The following is a 23,761-nucleotide window of genomic DNA, read 5'->3' as shown; positions in this document are numbered from 1 at the left end:
GTCCCGTGAACAGCCCCTTCGCCGAAACCATCCTGAACGGATCGATCCTGCTCGCCATCCCCGTGGCGCTGCTGGCCGGCTTGGTTTCCTTCCTCTCGCCCTGTGTCCTTCCCCTGGTCCCTGGTTACCTGGGCTACGTCACCGGGCTCAGCGGCGTGGACCTGCAGAAGCAGCGGCGGGGCCGGATGTTCCTGGGCATCGGACTGTTCGTGCTGGGTTTCTCGGTGATCTTCGTCCTGCTGGGCGGTGCCTTCGGACAGCTGGGCACCCTGATCACCGGCTCCCAGAACGCCTGGATCACCCAGGTGCTCGGCGTGCTGGTCATCATCATGGGAGTGGTTTTCATGGGCGGCCTGGGCTGGCTGCAGCGTGACGCCAAGATCCACGCCAAGCCGCCCGCCGGCCTGTGGGGTGCGCCGCTGCTGGGCCTGACCTTTGGCCTCGGCTGGGCGCCGTGCATAGGGCCCACCTACTCCGCTGTCCAGCTGCTCAGCCTTTCCGGCGGCTCGTCGGCAGCCAAGGGCGCCTTCCTGGCGTTCGTCTATAGCCTTGGCCTGGGCATCCCGTTCCTGCTGATCGCGCTCGCCGTGCGACGCGGCATGGGTGTCATGGCATTTTTCCGCAAGCACCGGCTCGCCATCCAGCGGACCGGCGGCGGCATCCTGGTGGTGCTGGGTGTGCTGATGGCCACCGGCGTCTGGGGGACCTGGGTGACCGAGCTGCAGTACTGGTTCCAAACCGACGTGAAGTTGCCGATCTGATGAGCGAGCGTGTGAACGTAAAGAAGAAGTCCCCCGCCCCGGACGCGGACAAGGTGTCAGCGGCAAAGGCCGACGCCGCTCTGCCCGCCCTGGGCCCCAAAGAGATGCTGCGGTTTGCCTGGACCCAGCTGACCAGCATGCGCACCGCGCTCTTCCTGCTGCTGCTCCTGGCCGTGGCCGCGGTTCCGGGATCGCTGTTTCCGCAGCGCCCGGCCAATCCCTCCGTTGTCACGCAGTACATCAAGGACCACCCGGACTACGGCAAGCTGCTGGACAGCCTGCAGCTGTACGATGTCTATTCCTCGGTGTGGTTCTCCGCCATCTACCTGCTGCTGTTCGTCTCCCTGATCGGCTGCGTGGTGCCGCGTGCCATCGCGCACTACAAGGCCATGCGCTCCCAGCCGCCGCGGACGCCCAAGCGCCTGTCCCGCCTCCCTGAGTACGGCACGCTGGTCATTCCCGCCGACGCCGGGATCCCGGCGTCGGACGCCATCCACGGCGCCGCGGGGCTGCTTCGGAAGCGCGGCTACCGCGTTGAGGTACGGGACGACGACGGCGCGAGGCCGTCTTTGGGCGCAGAACGCGGCCTCTCCAAAGAGGTGGGGAACCTGGTTTTCCACACCTCCCTGATCGGGGTCCTGGTGTCCGTGGCCATCGGCGGCCTGTTTGGCTACAGCGGCCAGCGGATTCTGGTGGAGGGCGACACGTTCGTCAACACCCTGGTGGGCTATGACCAGTTCACGCCCGGCACCAACTTCCAGTCCAGCCAACTGCAGCCCTACTCGGTGCAGCTGGACAAGTTCGACATCACTTTTGACCGCGAATCGCAGGGCAAGTTCGGCCAGCCCATCGACTTCTCGGCGGCTGTCACCACCAAGGAAAACCCTGACGCGCCCGCCAAGAAGGAGACGCTGAAGGTCAACGACCCCATCACCCTGGGCGGCACCAGCATCTACCTCACCGGCAACGGCTACGCCCCGGTGGTGACCATCCGCGACGGCGACGGCAACGTGGCCATGCAGGGGCCCGTGGTGGCTAAGCTCCAGGGCGACAACTACTACTCCTCGGTGGTCATTAAGGTCCCCGACGCCAAACCCGAGCAGCTCGGATTCCAGGGCTTCTTCCTGCCAACGGCATTCGTTACGGAGCAGGGCGTGTCCTTCAGCGGTGATCCTGATCTCTTCAACCCGCAGCTGTCCCTGAACTCCTACTATGGCGACCTTGGACTGGACACCGGCTCGCCGCAGAACGTCTTCGAGATCGACGTCAAGGACCTCACTCCGCTGAACGCCCGCAACCTCGACGCCGGCGGCATCACCCTGTCACCCGGCTCCACCTACACGCTGCCGGACGGCAAGGGATCCATCAGCTTCGACGGCGTCAAGCGGTACGTCGGCGTGGACATCCACCACAACCCCGGCCAGCTGTACGCCCTGATCTTCGCGCTCCTGGCGGTGGCCGGCCTGATCCTCTCCCTGTACGTCAACCGCCGCCGCGCCTGGGTACGCACCGGCACGCATGACGACGGCCGGACCATGGTGGAGTACGGCCTCCTGGCCCGCGGCGAGGACCACCGCTTGGCCGGCGAGGCTGCCGCGATCCGCACCCTGCTGACCCAGGAATGGGGCCTCGCAGCCGATCCGCAGCAGGACAGCCAGCGGCCGGAAGATTCCACGCAGTCCCAGCAAACTCCCAGCAGCCTCGGCGATAATGGCGCAGGCACCCCCACCCCAGCTAGCCCCGCAGGGCCCGAAAAGGACCAGTAATGCCGTTTGGAATCAACGAAACCATGGGCCAGTACAGCGAGCTCTTCATGCTGCTGGCGGCGGGCACGTACACCGTAGCCTTCATTGCCTTCGCCTGGGACCTGGCCAAGAGCAGCCGCGCACTCCAGGCAATCGACCTCAAGGCCGCACAGGCGGTGGAACCGGCCAAGGTTCCCGCCGCTGTCGGCGCGGGCAACCGTGCCGAGTCCAGCGTTGGCGGGCCGGCCGGCCGGGCCGAGCGTCCGTCGTCGTCCGCGACATCAGGCACCCCGGCGGGCGGCGGCATCGTCACCGCCGGCGCCGATATGAAATACTCCGCGGCCCGGCGCGCCCCCGCCCGCGTTGCGGTGGCCCTCACCGTCCTGGGCGCCCTGATCCATGGCGCCGGCGTGGTCACCCGGGCACTGGGAGCCGGACGCGTGCCCTGGGGCAACATGTACGAATTCCTCACCACCGGCGCTTTCGTGGCCGTTGCCGTGTTCCTGTTGGTACTGATCCGCCGCGACCTCCGCTTCCTGGGCACCTTCGTGGTGGGCCTGGCCATCATCATGCTGGTGGCCGCCTCCGTGGCGTACTGGACCCCGGTGGGCCACCTGGTGCCCGCACTGCAGAGCTACTGGCTGATCATCCACGTTTCCATCGCCGTGCTGTCCTCGGCGCTGTTCACCCTGACCTTCGCCATGTCCGCGCTGCAACTGGTCCAGTCGCACCGGCAAAAGACCGTGGCCGCCGGCGGCGAGGACAAGCTGGGCTTCATGCGCCTGGTCCCGTCGGCCCTGAGCCTCGAAAACCTCTCCTACCGGATCAACGCCATCGCCTTCATCGGCTGGACCTTCACGCTCATGTTCGGAGCCATCTGGGCCGAGAAGGCGTGGGGCCGGTTCTGGGGCTGGGACACCAAGGAAGTCTGGACCTTCGTGATCTGGGTGGTGTACGCCGGCTACCTGCACGCCCGCGCCACCAGGGGCTGGACCGGAACCAGGGCGGCCTGGCTGTCAATCGTGGGCTACCTGTGCGTGGTCTTCAACTTCACCATCGTGAACCAGTTCTTCAACGGCCTGCATTCCTACTCCGGCCTCTGACACCCCGGGAGCCGGGCAAGGCTTCCATGCCCCTGAACAGGGCCGATATCCGCGTCATTGCCAAATAGCCGGGGTCATCCCCGGTAAATAACCATTCGATGTAGCAACAGGGCTGTTCCGGGTCCTGCTGGTGATGCTACTTTGGTGACGTTCGCCTGTGATGAAGCTTGCTGGCGAAACACCAGTTGTCCGAGGTAGCAATGACCTACGTTCTCGCCGTAGACGTCGGGACCAGTTTCACCGCAGCCGCGGTTGTCCGTTTCCACCAAGGAGTTCCACCCGTTCCGGAGTGCCTGCCGCTGGGCCTTCGGGGCACCGCGGTGCCCTCCGTGGTCTACTACCCCGAGCAGGGCCCCATCCTGGTGGGGGAGGCCGCGGAACGCCGCGGGCTCGCAACCCCGGAACGGGTTGTGCGGGAGTTCAAGCGCCGGATCGGCGATGCCGTGCCCATTGCCCTGGGCACCCTGTCCGTCCGCCCCGAGGAGGTCTTCGCCTCCGTGGCCCGCTGGGTGGCGGACCGGGCAGCCGAGCGCGAGGGGGCAGCGCCGTCGGAGATCATCCTGACCCACCCGGCAGCGTGGGGGAGCCACCGCACCTCAGCGGTCCGGGAAGCGCTGGCGGCCAAGGGCCTCCATGACGTCACGCTCCTGGCCGAACCGGAAGCCGCGGCGCTGCACTATGCGTCGCAGGTCCGCGTTGAGGAAGGCAGCACCATCGCCGTCTACGACCTCGGCGGCGGCACGTTCGATACCGCCGTGCTGACGAAGGCCGGCGATGACAGGTTTGAAGCGGTGGGGCGCCCCGAGGGCATCGACGACCTCGGCGGTGCGGATTTCGACGCCGCCGTTTTCCGCTACGTGGCCGAACACACCGGGGAAGCCCTGGCGGACCTGGACCCCGCGGACCCGGATGTCCTGGCCGCCCTCTCCAGGCTGCGGCGCGAATGCGTGGAGGCCAAGGAAGCACTGTCATCGGACAGCGAGGCCACCATCCCGGTGCTGCTGCCGGGCTACCAGCAGCAGGTACGCCTGGTCCGGTCCGATTTCGAAGCCCTGATCGAGGAGCCTGTCCGGGAAACAGTGGATGCGCTGGAGGAGTCACTGGCGCAACTCAAGCTGGCCCCGGCGGACCTGACCGCCGTCCTGCTGATCGGCGGGTCATCACGGATACCCCTCGTGGCAGAGCTGATCTCAGAGCAGCTTGACCGCCCCATCGCCGTGGATGCCGACCCCAAGTCATCCATCTGCCTCGGTGCCGCGGTGTCCGCCGTGCTTTCGCGTGCGGCCGCCGAGCGCGCCGCGGCTCCTGCTACGGACGCCCCGCAGCTGCCGGTCCCGGCGTCCGGCGACGAGGGGCTCGACGCCGGTGGGCACGTTCCCGCGCGGCTGGCCAGCTGGTCTCGGAAGGGTACGACGGCGGCCGGCGCCTTCGCAGCGCTGGGGCACGGCCACGGCCACGGCGGGGCGCACGCGCCCAAGCCGACGGTGCGGCTCACCGCCATCGCAGCGGCGGCCGCCCTCTTCACGGTCCTGACGGCCACCGCCGCCCAGAGCCCGGGCGGGCTGAGCGACCTGACATCGGTCTTCGTTCCCCAGGCCGGCGCCGACAGCGGGCCACCCGCCCAGGCGGGCGGCGCCGGATCGGTGACCGGCGGCGGAGGGCCCGCTGCCGCGGGCACTGCCGGTGATGCCCAGCCGTTGGCAGGCATCGACGCCGGCGTGCAAAAAAAGAAGTCCGACGCCGGTCCCGGCCTGAACGTCGAGGCCTCGCCAACCAGCAAACCATCGGCAGCAGCCACCAAGGCTCCGGACGGCTCGCCCGCTCCGGCAGCGGGCGGATCAACCCCTGCTGCGGGCACAGGTGCAGCACCCGGGACCCCCGGATCCGTTCCCGCCTCAACCCCCACCACAGCAGCCGGGACAGTGGATCCGGCCCCGGGTACCCCGGAGCCTGTTCCCACAGACCCCGCCACCGTGGTGCCGGCCCCTGACCCCACCACCAACCCGCCGCTTCCGGACCCCACCACGAATCCGCCGCTTCCGGATCCGACCACGAATCCGCCGCTTCCGGATCCGACGACGAACCCGCCGCTGCCGGACCCGACGACGAACCCGCCGGTGCCCGAAACGCCGGCACCCAGCAGCGCTCCCGTGCCGGACCCCACACCGGCTCCGGACCCTGCACCGGTCCCGGATCCTGCACCAACCCCGGCAGCGGGCTCCGACGCTCCCACCGCGGAACCGGCGGCCTAGGATGGCCAGCTTCCAGCCGCGGCCCCAGGATGCGGCAGAACTCCTGGACTCCCGGCTCAACCACACAGGAATGAACCACAGCGAACCCCGGCCCCACGCTGCCGAGGCCACGGCCCTGCAGCTCAAAGGTGAGATTGCCGCTGTCCGGGAACTGCTCCTTGCCTTGTCAGTGGGGTTCGTCCTTCCCGGGCCGCTGCCTGCGGACCTGGAGCGCAGGATCGACGCCGGCGAGGTGGAAAGCCTCGACGTGCTCATTGGCAAGGCGGAGCAGGCAGGATTGCTGACTGACGGAACAGTCGTGGGGCCCGCCCGCAACGCGCTGCTGACGGCCGCACCAACGTCCAAGGTCCATGCACTTCAACGTGAGCTGGTGTCCTCCTATGCCGCGGACGGCCAACCGATGGGCGACTTCGCCCGGGAGCTTGCCCGCGGCGGACTGGCGGACCAGCGCGTGGCCGCGGAACTTGAACATACAGCGGACAAGTCGCTGGAACACGATCCGGCCCTGGCGTGCAGCCTCTACGAAGAAGCCCTGCTGGCCGGTGCGGACGAAACCGGCACCGCCGCGCGCCGCGCCCAGGCAGCCGCCGCCAACGGCGACCTGGACTCAGCCACACGGATCATCGACACCCTACTGGTGAGCGTCGACCCACCTGACGTACGCCGTGGGGTGGACGTGGCCGCAGCGGTCTGGGCGCACCGGGGAATGCTGGCGCGGAGTGCCGACGCCTACGGCTGGCTGGGTGCTTCCCGGCTGGGGTCCTCGGCGCCGCTCGCCGCCGTCGCGATGGTCGGCTGCGGCAACCGTGCCGGCGCGGACGCCCTGTTCCGCGCCGATGCCCCACCGGAATCGCCCACGCTGCTGGCGGCCGCGCTGGCCGGAACGGGCAAGGGGATCCTGGAATCCCTCGCCGAGGATCCGCAGCAGGCCCTTCCCATCCTGATCCACGCCTCAGACATGCTGAACGCGGCCGGCTCAGCGCTGCCGCTTCCGGAGACTCCTGCCGCCCTCGCGGCACTCTTGGCGCTCCACAGCGGGGAACCCTACCTTGCAGAAACTGTGTGCCGGGCAGCCGCCGCTGCCGGCCAGGGCGGTAACGCGGCCAAGCCAAGGCTTTTCCTGCTCCAGGCGTGGTCCGCCATGCAGCAGGACAAACTCGAGGACGCACGGCTCTCCATCAATGAAGCGTCCAAGGCCAACCATTGGCCCCTCGTTCCGCGCGACGAGTTCCTGCGCGCCGCGCTGGAAGTGGGATTGGCCAGGCGCAACGGTGAAATCGCCGAGCTGGTGCTGGCCTGGGAACGCGCCCGCGAGGCCATGCTGCACATCTCGGTTGACCTCTACAGCCTGCTCCCGTGGGGCGAACTGGTGATCACCGCTGCCCGGCTCCGGGAGACCAGGCGGATCGCCCACTACTTCGACGAAGCAAACCAGTTGCTCGAACGGCTGGGAAGCCCGCCGCTGTGGGCCGTGCCGTTCCATTGGGCCGCGGTGCAGGCTGCGCTCCTCAGCGAAAACCCCGCCGCGCTGGCCCCACATGCCACAGCCCTGGCCCGGGCTGCCAAGAACAACCACCTTGCCGCCGTCCTGGCCGGCGCCGGCAAGGCCTGGGTTTCCATCCTTGCCGGCGCTTTCCAGCCCGCCGACGTGGAAGCGGCAGCTCGGGGACTGGGCCGGATGGGCATGCCCTGGGAGGGCGCCCGGCTCGCCGGGCACGCAGCCGCGCGCGCCGGGGAACGTAAGGACATGGTGCGCCTGCTGTCCTGTGCCAGGGACCTCCACCCGCAAGGGAACGCAACCGGCAACGGGAGCTCCGAAACGGGGGAACCGCGGGCAGCGGCAACGGCGGAAACCGGCAACGGCATGCACCCGGACGGCTCGGGCCTGAGCGAGCGGGAAAAAGAGGTGGCACGGCTGGTCCTCGAGGGGAAGACCTACCGCGAGATCGGCGAAGCGATCTACATATCTCCGCGTACCGCCGAACACCACATTGCCCGGATGCGGCGCCGGCTGGGGGCGGAGAACCGGTCCGACCTCCTGGCCCGGCTGCGGCTCGCCCTGGCGGCCGAAAATCCCCCGCAGGAGTAAACCCCTAATGCCCCTAACGGACGGTGGCGCCGTTCCCCGGCGGGGCACCGGCCAGTAGGGGGAACCGGCCCGATGCCCGGGCCGCTACCGGGCCCGTACGTTGGTTCCAACCCGGCAACGATGCCCGGTGATCCGCAATACAGAGAAGATTGAGGACCACGAAATGACACTCGCAAATGATCTCGTCCAGTTCCTGATGAGCCTCTTCGGCGACCGCCAGGCGGCCCAGGAATTCCTGGATGATCCGGAGCGCGTCCTGGAAGACCACGGCCTGGGCGGCGTGTGCTCCGCCGACGTGGATGCCGCAATGCCCGTAGTGCTGGACTACGCCCCCATCACGGTCAACGCTTCCCGCTTCGACCGCGAGTACAGCACCGGCGGCAACAGCGCAGATACCGGCCACAACGGCGGTGGCGGCGGCGCAGTGACCCCGCCTCCGGCTGGCGGCGGTAACGGCGGACACCACGACCACGACCACGATGACCACGGGCACGCGATCCAGCAGCTGCACCACATCGTGAACAACTACTCCTACACCTCCACGGTGGATGACCGGGACAACATTGTTGACCAGTCCGTGAACCAGAACATCTGGGCCGACGGCGACGTCAAGCAGTGGTTCGACAATGACTCCGTGATCGCCTCCGGTGACCGCTCCATCGCTGCCGGCGACGACGCCGACGTCGATGACTCCAACAACATCGAAGACTCCTACAACGACAACTCGGACAACTCGACGGATAACTCCACCGACAACTCCATCCGCGCCGGCGGCGACGTCAACATCGGCAACGAAGAGACGGACATCGACGACTCCTTCAACACCGACGTGGACCTCGACGTGGACGATTCGTTCAACGACAACTCCGACAACTCGGATAATTCCGACAACTCCACCAACGGGTCGTACAACGACAACTCGGACAACTCCGACAATTCGGACAATTCCGACAACTCGGTCAACACCGACATCGACCTGGACAACGTGGGAAACACCACCACCACGGACAATTCGGACAACTCGATCAACACGGACGTGGACATCGAGGACTCCTTCCAGGACAACTCGGACAACTCCACCAACACGGATATCGACGTCGACCTGGACAACGTCGCCAACACCACGGACAACTCCGACAACTCGAGCAGCACCACCGATAACTCGGACAACTCCATCAACACCGACGTCGAAATCGAGGATTCCTTCCAGGACAACTCGGTGGAGGTTGAGGATTCCTTCCAGGACAACTCGCTGCAGGTGGAGGACTCCTTCCAGGACAACTCCGAGATCAACACCGACATCGAGGTAGAGGACAACACCGTGATCCTCTAGTCCCGGTCCGGGCAGAAAGCCCGACAGGAGGGGAAACCCTCCTGCCGGGCTCTCCCCGGCTTAACCCGCCTTCCAACCCGGAGTCTGACGCAAAGGACGCACTGTGGCAGAAGCAGGACTGGCAAGACCAACACCGATGACAGCAGGACAGCTGATCAAGCTGGTGGAGCATGGCCTCCAGTTGGCCCAGACGGCAGACCGCGCCGATCTCCGCAAGCGCCTCGAGCAGGCCGCGGGACGGCTGCGGGACCCGAGTGTCCGCGTCATCGTGGTGGGGGAGTTCAAGCAGGGAAAGAGCAAGCTGATCAACGCCCTGGTGAACGCGCCGGTCTGCCCGGTGGACGACGACATTGCCACCTCGGTGCCCACGGTGGTCCGCCACGGCGAACCGGCGTCGGCAGCCATCCTTGTTCCGAAGGCAGATTCTGACGGCGGCGAGGAGGGAAGCGTCGAACGCCAGCCGATCCCCATCGAGGACATCGCCGCGTACGTTTCAGAGCAGGGCAATCCCGGCAACAGCAAGAAACTGGTGGCCGCCGAAGTGTACCTGCCGCGGAAGATCCTCACCGGGGGGCTGACGGTCATCGACTCCCCGGGCGTGGGCGGCATGGGTTCCTCACACACCCTGACCACCCTCACCGCACTCCCGACGGCCGATGCCATGCTGCTGGTATCCGACGCCTCGCAGGAATACACCGAACCAGAGCTGCGCTTCCTGCGCCAGGCAATGAGGATTACCCCCAGTGTGGTGGGCGTCCTGTCCAAGACGGACCTCTACCCGGACTGGCGGCGCGTGGCGGACATGGACCGGTCCCGCCTGGACACCGTTGCCCCGGACATCCCGCTCTTCCCCGTGTCCTCGGACCTGCGGCTCGAGGCCAGCCGGCTGCAGGACGCCGAGCTGAACAGCGAGTCCGGATTCCCGGCTCTGGTGCGCCACCTGCGAAGCGAAATCGTGGGCAAATCGGAACGGCTTCAGCGCCGGCACGTCAGCCAGGACCTGCTCTCCGTCACCGAAAACCTGCGGCTGTCCCTGCAGTCCGAACTGGACGCCCTCGAGAATCCAGCAGGAACGCCCCAAATGATCGCAGGCCTGGAGTTGGCCAAGACCGAAGCCGACGATCTCCGGAAGCGTTCGGCCCGCTGGCAGATCACACTCAGCGACGGCATCAGCGACCTCATCGCGGACATGGAATATGATCTCCGCGACAGGCTCCGCCGGATCCAGCGGGAAGCCGAGACTGCCATTGACCAGGGCGATCCCGGGCCCACGTGGAACGAATTTTCCAAGTGGCTGGAGGAATGCTCCGCCGCAGCCATTTCGGACACCTTCGTGTGGACCAGCGAGCGGGCACACTGGCTGGCCTCCCAGGTGGCCGAACACTTTGCCGCCGACGAAGTGAGGATCCCGGCCCTGAGGGTTTCGGACACCGGCGACGCCCTGGACCCCGTGGAGGAGATGCCGGACCTCGATCCCGGCCGCATCAACCCCATGCAGAAAGTCCTGATCGGCATGCGAGGCTCCTACGGCGGTGTGCTGATGTTTGGCCTGCTGACCGGAATCTTCGGCATGGCACTGATCAACCCGTTGTCCGTGGGCGCGGGCCTGCTGCTGGGACGGAAAGCCTACCGGGAGGACCGGGAAGCCCGGCTCAAGCGGCGGCAGGGGGAGGCCAAGGCCCTGGTCCGGCGCCAGATTGACGACGTGACATTCCAGGTGGGCAAGCAGCTCAAGGACCGCCTGCGGCTTGTACAGCGGTCCATCCGGGACCACTTCACCGAGATTGCGGAGGAGCACCACCGGTCGCTGTCCGAGTCCGTGTCCGTGGCCCAGAAGGCAGCAACCACGTTCACCCTGCAAAAGGACGTGCGCATCAGGGAGATCAAGGCCGAGCTCAAGAAGGTGGACGCCCTGCACGCGGCAGCGGCGGCGGTGGCGGCTGAGGTGGCCGCTTCCCGGCCCCTGGCGCCGGCGGCGGCCGGATGACTGCGGATACCGTTGCCGGTGCCTCGGGCTTGGTCCGGGACGCCCTGGATGTCTACGCCGACGACCCCGCTGCAGTTGCCCTGCTGCAGGGGTACGGGCAGCGGCTGGCGGAGCCACTCCGCATTGCCATTGCCGGGATGGTCAAGGCCGGCAAGTCCACGCTGCTGAACGCCATCATCGGCGAGGAAATCGCGCCCACCGACACCGGCGAGTGCACCCGGATCGTCACGTGGTACCGGTATGGCCGGACGCCCAGGATCATGCTTCATCCGCGGGACGGCGAACCCCGGCCGCTGCCGATCAAAAGGGTGGACGGGCGGCTGGTCTTCGTCCTGGGTGACGTCCGCGCCGAAGACGCCGAGCGGCTGGACGTCGAATGGCCCTCTCCCATGCTGCGGACCATGACGCTGATCGATACCCCCGGCATCGCCTCGCTTTCGGAGGACGTGTCCGCCCTCGCCACCGGGTTCCTGACTCCGGCGGACGCACCGTCGCAGGCTGACGCGATCGTATACCTGATGCGGCATATGCATGCGTCGGACCTGCGGTTCCTGGAATCGTTCAAGGACACTGAAACGGGCAGGTCCGGCACCGTCAATGCGCTGGCTGTGCTGTCCCGGGCCGACGAGGTGGGCGCGGGCCGCATTGATTCGCTGCTCTCCGCGGGCGATATCGCCGAACGGTACCGGCGCGACCACAACCTCCGGAAGCTCGCACTGGGCGTGGTGCCGGTGGCGGGCCTGCTGGCCCAAACCGCCCGAAGCCTCCGGCAACAGGACTTCGCCTCGCTGCAGCTGCTGGCAGGGCTGGACCGCGCCGCCCGCGAGAAGATGATGCTCTCGGCGGACCGGTTCCTCCGCGGCTCCGAACCGGAACGGCTGACCCCGGAGGCCCGCGCTTCGCTGCTTGGCAGGTTCGGACTGTTCGGCATCAGGCTGGCTGTGGTCCTCATCCGCAACGGCTTCAATGAACCCACGCCCCTGGCCCACGAACTTGCCCGGCGCAGCGGCCTGGATCCGTTGCTGGAACTGCTGGATCGGCAGTTCCAGGCCCGGGCCGGGGCCCTCAAGGCGCGGACGGCGCTGGTGGGGGTCGAGGCGCTCCTGCGGTCCAGTCCGCGTGACGGGACGGAGGAACTCGCCGGCTCCCTCGAGCGGCTGCAGGCCAATGCCCACGAATTCCGCGAACTGCGGCTGCTGGCCACCCTGCGCACCACCGGTGTTTCCCTGAAACCCGATGCTGCCGCTGATGCCGAACGCCTCGTCGGGGGTCTGGGTGCCGCCACCAACGTGAGGCTGGGCCTTGAGGCGGCAGCCACGCCGGATGAGCTCTCCGACGAGGCCCGGCGGTGCCTGCTGCGGTGGCGGGCGCTTGCCGAGAATCCGCTTACGGAACGCTCGGCCATCGACGCCTGCCGAGTGGTGATCCGCAGTTGCGAGGGCGTCCTGGCGGAATCGTCCGCGCTTCAGCGGCAGCGAACCGCCTAGCGGCCGACGGTACGGCGGCTCTTGAGCCACGCGCTGGAGGCCGGGAGGAACAACAGGACCAGTCCCACCAGCGCGAGGAGCAGCTGGGCACCCCACAGCAGCGTGACGTAGTTGGCCCCCTCGCCTTCCGGCATCAGGAATGCCGTGGCGAGCAGCGTCACCACGGCATGCGCCGCCAGTAGCGGGACCAGCGCCCAGCGTGCCCACCCATGCCGCGCCATGATTGCGCCGAGGAGGCCCGCCTCGAGCAGGATCATCAGCAGGAGTGCCCCTACGCTGCCCCAGAACACGATTCCGCTGGCGGTGCTGACGGCCTCCGCATCCCCGCCGGGGGCCATCCCGTCCACCACCGAGCGCAGGCGTTCAAGATGGCCGTCTTGGCTGAGGAATGATCCCACCAGGACGGTCAGGCCCGCTACGAAACCCAGGAGCCACAGCGTCCGGGCAATCCGCACGGTGCCGGGCACGGGAGGAACGACGGCGATGGGCGCCGGGGCCGCGTAGGAAAGGCCTGGCCGGGGCGGCGGCGAAGGCTGGGCGTCCGGCCCTGACGGCGGGGCTGTTCCGGTGGGCGTGGTGCGCAGCCGCTCTTCACCGTCAGGGTCGTAAGCCATGGGCCCTACTTCAGTCCGTCGGTGTCGTGGTCGTTTTCGTGCTTGCCCTTGTTACCGTCGGTGTCCTTGGCTTTGGCCTCAAGATCGTCCTTGAGCTTCTTCAACCGCGCGGCTTCCGCCTCGTTGCGGCGGCGGACCTCGAGATTGCGGAGGAACTCCGGGTCATCGTCCGGGGCGGTGGGGTGGCGGTAACCCTGCTGCTGCGGAGCGGCGGCACGGGGACGGCCAATGAGAAGCCAGAGAATCGCGCCCAGCACCGGCAGGATGATCATGACCACGATCCAGGCGGGTTTGGAAATTCCCCGGGTGAGCCGGCCATCGGTGCGGATCACGTCCACGAGGCCATACACAAAGATGACGAGGACTGCCACGGCCAAAGCCACACGGAGAAGCATGCCACTAAGTCTATCGTCCGCAGGCGCAGGGGGTGGCGGGCGGAAGACGGCTAAACTTGAATGTGGCCTTTTGAAATATTCCCTGATCCGCCTGGCGCTGTTCGTGCCGTTGTTCGTCGTTTTCATGCTCCTGCAGCTGGGTGCGCTGATGTCCGTGGTGTTCGCCGGAGTGATCGCGTTCGCCGTGAGCTACCTGTTCTTCCAGAAGCAGCGGGACGCGGCAACGGCAAACCTGCACCACCGTTTCTCCGGCAAGGCCAAGCCAATGCGCTCCGCGGGGGAAGTCCAGGATGCCAACGCCGAGGACGCCCTGCTGGACGCCAACCCGGACGTCGCCATCAACAATGACGCCAGGAACCCCAAGCCGCGCAACTGACGCGGGCAGGCCGGCCACGGTGGTTACCTGTGGCCGGCACGGAACGTCTCAGAAGCCGTGGCTGAGCACCAGTCCCAGTGAGAACAGGACGCTGTAGCCGAGGTTGATCAGCCCGGTCTGCTTGAGCACGGGGATCAGGCTCTTGCGCTTGCGGCCGTTGATCATCAGCCAGGCCGGCATGAGGCAGGCCGGGATCAGCAGCAGGACTATGAGCATCCACGGCCGTCCCGGGGCCAGGATGACCACCAGCAGGATGGCGATGGCAAGCATCAGCACGTAGCTTTCGCGGGCGTGCTTGTCGCCCAGCCGCACGGCGAGGGTCTTCTTCCCCGCCTGCATGTCCGTGGGGATGTCGCGGACGTTGTTGGCCATGAGCAGCGCAGTGGCAATCAGCCCGGTTCCGATGGCGCCGACGACAGCTGGCAGGCTGACCTGCCCGGCCTGCGTGTAACTGGTTCCCAGGGTGGCCACCAGGCCGAAGAACACGAACACGAAGACGTCGCCCAGGCCCATGTAGCCGTAGGGGTTCTTGCCGCCGGTGTAGCCCCAGGCGGCCATGACGCATCCCAGGCCCACCAGGATCAGCCACCAGCTCTGCGTGATGACCACCAGCGCCAGCCCGAACACCATCGCAGCGCCGAATGTGCCGAACGCGGCATACTTGACGTGCTCCGGCTTGGCGGCTCCGGAACCCACAAGGCGGAGCGGGCCCACGCGGTCGTCGTCCGTTCCGCGGATGCCGTCCGAGTAATCGTTGGCGAAGTTCACGCCCACCTGGAGCAGGAGGGCCACCAGCGCAGCCAGGATGGCGTTGGGCAGAAGGAATGAATCCAGCGCATAGGCGGCGGCGGAGCCGATGAGCACCGGCGCAATTGCGGCGGGAAGCGTCCTCAGGCGTGCGCCTTGGATCCATTGGGCGGCTGTTGCCACGGTCAGTACCTCGTGTTGTTTCGTGTAAGCGGCAGGAGGCCAGGCAGGCCTGCGCCGCAGTAGTGCAGCTCCACTCTACTTTCCCTGATGCAGGGCGCTGAGTTCGGCGGTCATGGCCAGCCGGTCCGGTTTCCCGTTCGGAAGCATCTTCAGGGCAGGCGCGGTGAGGACGGTTTTTGGCGCAGCAAAGCCCAGGTCCCGCTGCCAGGAGTTCCGGAGGCCGTCGATGTCGGTGGCAGGACCCGCCTCAGGGTTCCCTGCCGCGCCTGCCGCGGCCAACGCCACGTAGGCGGCCACGGCCTGGCCCCACTCCTCGGACGGTACGCCGGTCACGAAGGCCGCCGCGACGCCGTCGGACTTTTCCAGCTTTTCCTGGACGTCCGCGGCGGAAACCTTCATGCCGCCGGTGATGATCATGTCGTCCGCGCGCCCCAGCACGGTGAGGCGGCCGTCGTCGTCGATCTTGCCGATGTCGCTGGTGCGGTACCAGCGCACGCCGTCCTCTTCGAAGAAGGTGCCGGTTTCCTCGTCCGGGGCCTCGATGTAGCCGGCCGCAATGGTGTCGCCGCCCAGGTGGATGCGGCCATCAGCGGCCACGCGGACGGAGACGCCCTCCAGCGGGTAGCCGTCGTAGACGCAGCCGCCGGAGGTTTCCGCCGAACCGTAGGTGGTGACCACCCGGACCCCTGCCTCGCGGGCAGCGTCGAGCAGCGCCGGCGGGGTGGGGGCGCCGCCCAGGAGGATGGCGTTGAAGCGGCGGAGCACGGCGAGCGTATCCGGGGAGGGATCGTCCAGGAGACGCTGCAGCTGGGTGGGGACCAGAGAGGTGTACCGGATCTTGTCCGTGAGTTCCAGGGCGGCGGCGGTGAAGGCCTCGGGCGTGAAACCGCCGGACATGTCCATCACCCACGGCCGGGTCCCGGCGAACAGTGAGCGCACCAGGACCTGGATCCCGGCGACGTACTGCACGGGGAGTGCCAGGAGCCACTGGCCTTCGCCCTTGAGCGCCAGCGCCGTGGCCATCGAGGAGGCTGCAAGGGACTCCACCGTCAGGACAGTGGCCTTGGGTGCGCCGGTGGAACCGGAAGTGCGGACCACCGCCACCGCGTCGTCGCAGCCCGGGGTTTCGATGTGCCCCACCACGAGGGCGCCGTCCGCGCCGATGGAGAGTTCGACGGCGGGACCCTCGCCGTGGAGCGCGGCCGCCAGGGCCTTGAGCACGGGCTCGATGTTGAGGTGGCTGGTATTGGGGGAGGTGCTGTTCATGTGCCGCTCCTGCCTTAGAAGTAGTGCGGGAAGCTGGACCAGTCGGGGTCCCGTTTTTGCAGGAAGGCTTCCTTGCCCTCCACCGCCTCGTCCGTCATGTAGGCCAGCCGGGTGGCTTCACCGGCGAAAACCTGCTGGCCGGCCAGGCCGTCGTCGGCCAGGTTGAAGGCAAACTTCAGCATCCGGATGGCCTGCGGCGACTGCCTAGCGATGTCCGCGGCATACTCCAGGGCCACGTCCTCAAGCCGCTCGTGGTCCACGGCTTCGTTGACGGCCCCCATCCGGACCATGTCCTCCGCGGAATATTCGCGGGCCAGGAAGAAGATTTCCCGGGCGGCTTTCTGCCCGATCTGCCGGGCCAGAAGTGCCGAACCGTAGCCGGCGTCGAAGCTGCCCACCGTGGCGTCCGTCTGCTTGAACTTGCCGTGCTGCCGGGAAGCGATGGTCAGGTCCGCCACCACGTGCAGCGAGTGCCCGCCGCCGGCCGCCCAGCCGTTGACGACAGCGATCACTACCTTTGGCATGGTGCGCATCAGCCGCTGGACTTCCAGGATGTGGAGCCGGCCGGCACGCGCGGGGTCGATGGTTTCCTGCGTCTCGCCGTCGGCATACCTATAGCCGTCCCTGCCCCTGATGCGCTGGTCCCCGCCGGAACAGAACGAGTGGCCGCCGTCCTTGGGGGAGGGGCCGTTGCCGGTGAGCAGCACGGTGGCCACATCCGGGGTCATCCGGGCGTGGTCCAGTGAACGGTAGAGCTCATCCACGGTGCCGGGGCGGAACGCGTTGCGCACCTCGGGCCGGTTGAAGGCAATCCGGACCGTGGGCAGGTCACGCACCCAGCCGCCGTCGGCATCCCGCTCCACCTGGCGGTGGTAGGTCATGTCCTGGAAGTCCTCGAAACCGGCTACCACCCGCCAGCGGGTGGGATCGAAGACATCGGACACCGGGGCGGGAATTTGGTTGCTCACCGTCCAAGTCTAGTAATCGTGCTTAGCTGATGCAGAACTCGTTCCCCTCGGGGTCCGCCATGGTGTGCCAGGAGTGCGGTCCCTGGCGCGCTGTCCACAGGAACGTGGCGCCCCGTGCTTCCAGCTCGCTCCGTACCGCATCCTTGTCCCGGCCGGCGAGGTTGACGTCCCAGTGCACACGGTTCTTCGCCACCTTTTCGTCCTCGCCGGTCTGGAACAGGAGGCGGCGGCTGGGCGCCTTGATGTCGATTTCCTCAGGCGGGCGGATGGCGGCGCCGTCCTTCCACACCAGGTTCCCGTGGTGGGTGGTGGTCTGGTCTTCGGTGGCAAAGCCCTGCTCGATCATGGAGCGGATGAACCCGGCATCCTGCGGCTCCACCGACCATTCAAGGGTTTCCGCCCACCAGTCGGCGAGCTGGTGCGGCCGGCGGCAGTCGATGACAATCTGGATATTCAGTCCCATCCCACCACGGTAAAGGCGCACGCGTCCCAGCGGTAGGGGGCTGCATTTCCGCGGTGGAGACCGATCTACAACGCTGAAAAGTGCTCTTGACAATATGTCATGACATACGTCACAGTTGGGTCCGGAAAGGCTTTTCCTTGCCGGCAGTGCTGCCGGAGTGGGCTTAGCTTTCACCATCGGCAAAGGCCTTGCTGCAAGGCCAGGAGCACTGAGAGACAGGACAGACCATTGTCAGAGAAGACAAGAATCTCAAGCATCACCCGCCGCCAGTTCGGCCTGACCGCATTCGGACTGTCAGCCCTTGCTGCCGGCCTGACTGCCTGCGGCGGCGGTGGCGGCTCCTCGGACTCCGGGTCCAAGACGCTCCAGCTGGTCCTCTCCGGTGACACCAACCAGGGCGGCGCGTTCGCGGCGGCGGCCAAGAAGTACAAGGAAGCCACGGGAATCACCATCGAGGTGGTGGACGTGCCCACGGCAGACATCACCACCAAGCTCAAGAACGCTGCCACCGCCAACGACCTGCCGGCACTGGCGCGCGTCACCGGCCTCGACCCGCTGTGGGCCAACCAGCTCCAGGATCTCTCGGACATCGCCAAGTCCCACAACATCGATGAAAAGTACCTGCAGGAATCCCCGGACGGCATCATCCCCGCCATCCCCTCGGACCTCACTGCCGTGGGCCTGTTCGTCAACAAGAGCCTGTTCGACAAGGCCGGAGTCAAATACCCCACCGCCATCGATGGCACCTGGACCTGGGATGAATTCATTGTCGCCGTCAACGAGGTCCGGGAAAAGGCCGGCGCCAAGTACGGCTTTGTCATGGACCGCTCCGGGCACCGCCTCCGCGCCATGATGTACGAGTTCGGCAGCACTGCCTTCGCCAAGGAGAACGGCAAGTATGCCGGCGACAGCAAGGCCGTGGAAACCCTGGAGTACTTCCAGAAGATCAACGACGACAAGACCATGCCCAAGTCCGTCTGGCTCAGCGGCGAGGACGGCAACGCCATGTTCAAGAGTGGCCAGGTGGCCGCGTACTACTCCGGCAGCTGGCAGGTGGCTGACTTCAACAAGAACATCAAGGACTTCGAGTGGCTCTCGGTGCCGCTGCCCAAGAAGGAAGTCAACGCCACCAACCTTGGCGGCGGCTTCATGGTGGCCTTCAAGGACACCGGCGCGGACGAGGAAGCCAAGAAGTTCATCGACTGGTTCTACGAGGACGCCAACTACACCGAGTTCGCGCAGCTGGGCGGCTACCTGCCGGCCAAGGACCTCAAGGTGGAGTACCAGTTCCAGCAGCCGTCCTTTGAGCTGTACCAGAAGCAGATTGCGGAGAACGATGCCAAGGGCGACAACGCCATCAAGCGCGTGGTGGCCGAGGCGTACGCCGAAACCCCGTTCTCCGGGGACCCGCTGCGTGAAGAGACAGTGAAGATGCTCTCCGGCAGCCAGGATGCCAAAACCACGGTGGACAACATCGTGAAGCTCTACAACGGCGCCTAAGCCAGTGGCCAACCCAACCATCAGCACTACTGCGGCTCCCGGGAAGCCCCCCACAGGGGTTTTCCGGACCAAGTCGCAGCAGAAACGCCGCAACCGCTACGTCATCGCCCCGCTGGTCCTGGTGGGCGTAAACGCGGTGCTCTTCCTGGTCTTCTTTGTCTGGCCGGGTGCCCTGGGGATGCTGTACTCCTTCACGGACTACCGCGGGGTGGGCAAGCTCCACTTCATTGGCCTGGCCAACTTCCAGAAGCTCCTCGCGGACAGCACGTTCTACGCGGCGCTGGGCAGGACGTTTGTCTACACGGTCCTGTCCGTGCCGCTGGTGTACGTGTGCTCGCTGGGGGTGGCCTCGCTGCTGGTCAGCAGGGCCGTCCGCGGCCGCACGGCGGCGAAGATGGTGATCTTCCTGCCCTGGCTGATCTCGCCGATTGTGGTGGGCGTGATCTGGAAGTGGCTGTTCGGCCAGGACTTCGGCTTCGTCAACTTCCTGATCACCGGCGCCGGCGGCAGTGCGCTGCCCTGGTCCAGCAACGGCAACCTGGCCCTCGCTGTAGTCATCTTCGCCTCAGCCTGGGGCGGCACGGCCTTCAACATGCTCCTCTTCATCGCCGCGCTGAAGAACATCCCCGAGGCCCTGCTGGAAGCCGCAGAGCTGGACGGGGCGAACGCGTGGCAGCGCTTCCTGCACGTCACGCTCCCGGGCATCGCGCCGACGTCGTTCATGGTCATCCTGCTGTCCACCATCCATGCGATGAAGGAGTTCGCCATGATCCAGGCGCTGACCAACGGAGGTCCAGGCACGGAGAACACCCTGATCGTGCAGTACATCTACAAGACCGGCTTCGAGCAGTCCAAGGTGGGCTACGCCAGCGCCGCCTCCATGGTGCTGATGGTGGTCCTGCTGGCCATCGCGCTGATCCAGCTGCGGTTCAACCGGAAGAAGGGCTGACCCATGGCAACAGCTGCAAACCTGCCTCCCGCCGTCGCCGGGGAAGCGGCCATCGGGGCGGGCCAAATCCCTGCCGCGCCGCCCGCTGACCCGGCGAAGACGCCGAAGAAGAAGCCACGGGGAAACCGGGAGGCCCGCGCCAAGGCATCCGTCCCGCTCACTGTGGTGACGTGGCTGATCGCCGCGATCTACGCGTTCCCGCTGCTCTGGTTCCTGCTCAGTTCCTTCAAGCCAGGCAGTGAACTCTTCAGCTACCCGCTGTCCATGATTCCGCGCGAATGGACCTTCCAGGGGTTCGTGGACGCCTGGGAAAGGGTGGACTTCGCCCAGTACTTCCTGAACACGGCCACGGTTTCCATCGTCACCACGGTCCTCACGGTCTTCTTCAGCGCCTGCACGGGATACGCCCTGGCCAAGTACAACAACAAGGGCACCCGGCTGTTCTTCGTGTGCATCCTGGCCACCACCATGCTGCCCACCGAGGTCATCCTGAATCCCACGTTCTCGGTCATCCGGGACCTGGGGCTGTACAACTCGCTGGCCGGCATCATCGTGCCCTCGGTGCTGACGGCCACCGGCGTCTTCATGTTCCGGCAGTTCTTCCTCACCGTCCCGGACGACCTGCTGCACTCCGCCCGGATCGACGGTGCCAGCGAGCTGGCCATCTTCTTCCGGATCATGCTCCCGCTGTCCAAGCCCATCCTGTTCACGCTGGCCATCTTCTCCTTCCAGTGGCGCTGGAACGACTACATCTGGCCGCTGATCGTGCTCAACGACCCCAAGTGGTACACGCTCCAGGTGGCGCTGCGCAGCATCGTGGGCGCAGAGAACATCGACTGGCCGGTGCTGCTGGGGGCCTCGGTTATCTCCCTCCTGCCGCTGGTGCTCGTGTTCTTCGTGTTCCAGAAGTACGTGCTCAACGCCGATGTCAGCGCCGGACTGAAGGACTAAGGCCGTGGAAACAACAACCACTGACACCGCTTTCCGCGCCCAGGTGGTCGCGGCGGCGGACCGGAGCGTCGCAGCGTTCCTGGCCACGCACGACGACGACGCCGCGGCTCTTCCGCACCGCGCCGCCATGGGCAGGCTGCTGGCTTTGGCCGCCGTCACCACGGAGCCCGGCTCCGCCTTTTACGGCCCCGGCGGGGATGGTGCCGGGGGAGGCGGCTCTACTGGAGGCTCCGCCGCTGACGGCACCGGTGACGCGATGCGCCGGTGCCTGGACCGGCTCGAACAGCTGCAAGGCCCCACCGGCCTGTTCGACGGCACCAACCTCTGTTCACCGCCGGATTCCGCCTTCACCCTCAACGATGCGTGCATCGCCCTGGGCATCATCCGTGCCGTGGAAGCGCCGGGGGCGGCGCTCGCGGCTGCGGACGGCCGGCTGGCGGGCATCATCTCCCGCGCCACCGACGCACTGGTGGCCGGGGGAGTCCACACCCCCAACCACCGCTGGGAACTGAGTGCCGCCCTGGCCAGGATCAACGCGCTGCAGCCGCGGCAGGACATTGCGGACAGGATCGACGAATGGCTGGCCGAAGGCATCGACCAGCTGCCGGACGGCATGTACTCCGAGCGCAGCGCCCTGTACGCCTCGGCCGTGACCAACCCTTCCCTGCTGGCCATCGCGGACCATGCGGGCCGGACTGAACTGCTGGACAACGTCCGCCGGAACCTCACGGCCTTCCTGCCCTGGTTCAACCCGGACGGAACCCTGGAATCCGTGTTCTCCCGCCGGCAGGACCAGTGGATGGACTTCGGGGCGGCCCCGTTCCTGCCGCTCTACCGGCGGCTGGCCATCCAGGATGCCAACCCGGACTTTGCCGCGGCGGCCGCCTGGCTGGGGACGCTCCCGCTGCACGAACCCGCCAAACTGCTGGCCCTGCTGCGGCTGGACCCCTGGCTGCACGCAGCCCTTCCGGAAGGGGCGGCAGGAGCCACGGCAACGGACAGCACCCTGCCGGGCCCGCTCGCTCCGGCGGCCGCCGCACTGGAAACCTGCGGCGCCTACCGGTTCCGGGCCGGGAGCGCAGTGACCACCGTGTACGGCGGCTGCGACGACCTGGTCCCGGGTGTGGTGTCCGGGCTGGCCAGCAACCCCACGCTCCTGCGGTTCGCCCACGGAGCAGCGGTGCTCTCCGGCGTGCGGCTGTCCCGCAGCTTTTTTGACCTGGGTCCGTTCCGCAGCCAGCACACGGTACGGGACGGCGCCACGGTCCGGCTGTCCGAGGAGCTTTCAGCAAACTTCTACCTGCCACTGCCCGCCGCCCGCAGGCGGGAGGACGGCATCTACGCCCTGGGCCACGAAGGCCGGTTCAGCGCCAGCATGGACTTTCCAGGCAGGCCCACGGTGGTCCACCGGCTGGGCACGGAGGTTACCGTCCGGGCCGAACAGGGGCAGGCCGTCCTCGAGCTGGACTTCGACGGCGCGGACACCGCCTTTGCGCTGGAACTGACCTTCCGGTCCGGGGGCGTGCTCGACGGCGTGGTCCCGGCTTCGGGCACGCCGGAAGCCTTCCAGCTCGTGCAGGGGACCGGCAGTTACCGGGTGGGTTCGGACACCATCGAGTTCGGGCCGGGCCTGCCTGCTGACCCGGACGCTCCGCCCGCGTACAACCCGGGCGAAAACTACCGCTACCTGGCGGGGACCAACGCCTCGGAAGGGCTGAAGGTGTTCATAACGGGACGGACCGCTGGCAGCCACCGTTTTGTCCTGCGGGGGAGCAGCGGAACGCCCTAGGAATCAGGCCTGCTGGAGCTGTTCGAACAGTTCCGGCGGGATGGCGTAGATGAAGACCACCGCCAGCAGGTTCTTGGCAGCGTGGACGAAATAGGAGAACATCACGTTCCGGCCGGTCCAGACGTAGACGAACACCAGGGTGGCGCCCATGGCCAGGTAGGGCAGCAGCGCGGTCAGGGTGATGGCCTCCTGGCCGGCGATGTGGATGCCGGCGAACAACACCACGGACAGGACGCAGCACAGCCAGATGTTCAGCCGCCTGCTGAGTTTCCCGATCAGGAGGTGCCGGAAGATGTACTCCTCCACGAACGGGCCCACCACCACCAGGACGGGCACGATCAGCCAGGCCGGAACCTGCTGCATCAGCGCCTGCAGGCCCGCCTGGTTGGCGGAGGTCTGCGCCTCACCGCCCGCAGCCACCACAACGGCAGTCAGGATCATCATCACGATCACCGAGGCCGGGACCATCAGAAGCGTGAACCACGGGCGGGTGGCCAGGACCCGCAGGTCCCGCACCACCACCCGCCGGGCGGCCAGGAACGCCAGGACTGCCACGGAGCCGTAGAAGATCAGGTTGACCAGGTAGGACGCCGCCGCCGGGGAAGGTGCCAGTTGCTGAAGCGCCGGCGCCAGGAGCTCGCCGGCCACGGTGAAGACGCCGGCGATGGCCACGTACGTGCCGAGGGCGGCGAAGTCCAGGGGAGCGAAGCGGTACAGTTCCGGCTGTGGTGCGGGCGGGCGGCGGTGCATGGTGGCCATGGCTTCAGCCTAGCTTCCGGATGCCCCGCGAGGGTCCCCGGAAC

20 protein-coding genes are annotated in these 23,761 nt (G+C 67.1%); 13 read left to right on the top strand and 7 right to left on the bottom strand.

Features of this window, described 5'->3' with window-relative positions; all coding sequences use genetic code 11:
* Window positions 1-5: 5 nt before the first annotated feature.
* The 8 genes from ACHL_RS15525 (at window position 6) to ACHL_RS15490 (ending at window position 12,757) form a co-directional block, all read left to right on the top strand.
* Window positions 6-761, top strand: coding sequence for a cytochrome c biogenesis CcdA family protein (locus tag ACHL_RS15525; protein ID WP_015938247.1), 756 nt, complete (start codon window positions 6-8; stop codon window positions 759-761).
* Window positions 761-2,527 (top strand): cytochrome c biogenesis protein ResB, encoded by a 1,767-nt coding sequence (resB, locus tag ACHL_RS15520; protein ID WP_015938246.1) that lies wholly within the window; start codon window positions 761-763, stop codon window positions 2,525-2,527. The genes ACHL_RS15525 and resB overlap by 1 nt, the downstream gene beginning before the upstream one ends.
* Window positions 2,527-3,609, top strand: a complete 1,083-nt coding sequence (gene ccsB / locus ACHL_RS15515; protein ID WP_015938245.1) for a c-type cytochrome biogenesis protein CcsB — start codon at window positions 2,527-2,529, stop codon at window positions 3,607-3,609. Before resB ends, ccsB begins: the two co-directional genes overlap by 1 nt.
* 200 nt (window positions 3,610-3,809) lie before the next feature.
* Entirely contained in the window at window positions 3,810-5,861 is a 2,052-nt protein-coding gene (locus ACHL_RS15510; RefSeq protein ID WP_015938244.1) for an Hsp70 family protein, read from the top strand.
* 1 nt (window position 5,862) lies between these two features.
* A complete protein-coding gene (locus ACHL_RS15505; protein ID WP_015938243.1) occupies window positions 5,863-7,950 on the top strand; it encodes a LuxR C-terminal-related transcriptional regulator in 2,088 nt (695 codons plus the stop codon).
* 163 nt (window positions 7,951-8,113) lie between these two features.
* A complete protein-coding gene (locus tag ACHL_RS15500; RefSeq protein WP_015938242.1) occupies window positions 8,114-9,283 on the top strand; it encodes an IniB N-terminal domain-containing protein in 1,170 nt (389 codons plus the stop codon).
* 136 nt (window positions 9,284-9,419) lie between these two features.
* Complete coding sequence (locus ACHL_RS15495; protein ID WP_043794128.1) at window positions 9,420-11,270, top strand: dynamin family protein; 1,851 nt, start codon at window positions 9,420-9,422, stop codon at window positions 11,268-11,270.
* Window positions 11,267-12,757, top strand: coding sequence for a dynamin family protein (locus tag ACHL_RS15490; protein WP_015938240.1), 1,491 nt, complete (start codon window positions 11,267-11,269; stop codon window positions 12,755-12,757). Before ACHL_RS15495 ends, ACHL_RS15490 begins: the two co-directional genes overlap by 4 nt.
* Here ACHL_RS15490 and ACHL_RS15485 read toward each other — a convergent pair.
* Both ACHL_RS15485 and ACHL_RS15480 read right to left on the bottom strand, forming a co-directional pair.
* Window positions 12,754-13,371, bottom strand: a complete 618-nt coding sequence (locus ACHL_RS15485) for a hypothetical protein (protein ID WP_015938239.1) — start codon at window positions 13,369-13,371, stop codon at window positions 12,754-12,756. The genes ACHL_RS15490 and ACHL_RS15485 overlap by 4 nt on opposite strands.
* A gap of 5 nt (window positions 13,372-13,376) precedes the next feature.
* Complete coding sequence (locus ACHL_RS15480; RefSeq protein WP_015938238.1) at window positions 13,377-13,766, bottom strand: PLD nuclease N-terminal domain-containing protein; 390 nt, start codon at window positions 13,764-13,766, stop codon at window positions 13,377-13,379.
* Window positions 13,767-13,836: 70 nt separating this feature from the next.
* On the opposite strand from ACHL_RS15480, the gene ACHL_RS15475 reads away from it, so the two are divergent.
* Window positions 13,837-14,142, top strand: coding sequence for a DUF4229 domain-containing protein (locus ACHL_RS15475; RefSeq protein ID WP_015938237.1), 306 nt, complete (start codon window positions 13,837-13,839; stop codon window positions 14,140-14,142).
* 48 nt (window positions 14,143-14,190) lie between these two features.
* Here the strand turns inward: ACHL_RS15475 and ACHL_RS15470 are convergent, their stop codons facing one another.
* The 4 genes from ACHL_RS15470 to ACHL_RS15455 form a co-directional block, all read right to left on the bottom strand.
* A complete protein-coding gene (locus tag ACHL_RS15470) occupies window positions 14,191-15,072 on the bottom strand; it encodes a 1,4-dihydroxy-2-naphthoate polyprenyltransferase (RefSeq protein WP_015938236.1) in 882 nt (293 codons plus the stop codon).
* Window positions 15,073-15,147: 75 nt separating this feature from the next.
* Window positions 15,148-16,338, bottom strand: coding sequence for an AMP-binding protein (locus ACHL_RS15465; RefSeq protein WP_015938235.1), 1,191 nt, complete (start codon window positions 16,336-16,338; stop codon window positions 15,148-15,150).
* A gap of 14 nt (window positions 16,339-16,352) precedes the next feature.
* Window positions 16,353-17,306, bottom strand: coding sequence for a 1,4-dihydroxy-2-naphthoyl-CoA synthase (locus ACHL_RS15460; RefSeq protein ID WP_015938234.1), 954 nt, complete (start codon window positions 17,304-17,306; stop codon window positions 16,353-16,355).
* Between the two features lie 22 nt (window positions 17,307-17,328).
* On the bottom strand, window positions 17,329-17,769 hold the full coding sequence (locus ACHL_RS15455) for a VOC family protein (protein WP_015938233.1): 441 nt from the start codon (window positions 17,767-17,769) through the stop codon (window positions 17,329-17,331).
* A gap of 228 nt (window positions 17,770-17,997) precedes the next feature.
* On the opposite strand from ACHL_RS15455, the gene ACHL_RS15450 reads away from it, so the two are divergent.
* Genes ACHL_RS15450 through ACHL_RS15435 form a run of 4 tightly spaced genes read left to right on the top strand, consistent with a single transcriptional unit; the run spans window position 17,998 to window position 22,958 of the window.
* Window positions 17,998-19,269 (top strand): ABC transporter substrate-binding protein, encoded by a 1,272-nt coding sequence (locus tag ACHL_RS15450; RefSeq protein ID WP_015938232.1) that lies wholly within the window; start codon window positions 17,998-18,000, stop codon window positions 19,267-19,269.
* 4 nt (window positions 19,270-19,273) lie between these two features.
* Window positions 19,274-20,218, top strand: a complete 945-nt coding sequence (locus ACHL_RS15445; RefSeq protein ID WP_015938231.1) for a carbohydrate ABC transporter permease — start codon at window positions 19,274-19,276, stop codon at window positions 20,216-20,218.
* Between the two features lie 3 nt (window positions 20,219-20,221).
* On the top strand, window positions 20,222-21,169 hold the full coding sequence (locus tag ACHL_RS15440; protein WP_015938230.1) for a carbohydrate ABC transporter permease: 948 nt from the start codon (window positions 20,222-20,224) through the stop codon (window positions 21,167-21,169).
* 4 nt (window positions 21,170-21,173) lie between these two features.
* Window positions 21,174-22,958, top strand: a complete 1,785-nt coding sequence (locus ACHL_RS15435) for a hypothetical protein (protein ID WP_015938229.1) — start codon at window positions 21,174-21,176, stop codon at window positions 22,956-22,958.
* A gap of 3 nt (window positions 22,959-22,961) precedes the next feature.
* Here the strand turns inward: ACHL_RS15435 and ACHL_RS15430 are convergent, their stop codons facing one another.
* Window positions 22,962-23,717, bottom strand: coding sequence for a CPBP family intramembrane glutamic endopeptidase (locus ACHL_RS15430; RefSeq protein WP_015938228.1), 756 nt, complete (start codon window positions 23,715-23,717; stop codon window positions 22,962-22,964).
* Between the last annotated feature and the right edge of the window lie 44 nt (window positions 23,718-23,761).

The sequence above is a fragment of the Pseudarthrobacter chlorophenolicus A6 genome (genome assembly GCF_000022025.1).
Classification (GTDB): Bacteria; Actinomycetota; Actinomycetes; order Actinomycetales; family Micrococcaceae; genus Arthrobacter; species Arthrobacter chlorophenolicus.
This window is presented reverse-complemented; position numbering and strand designations above follow the sequence as displayed.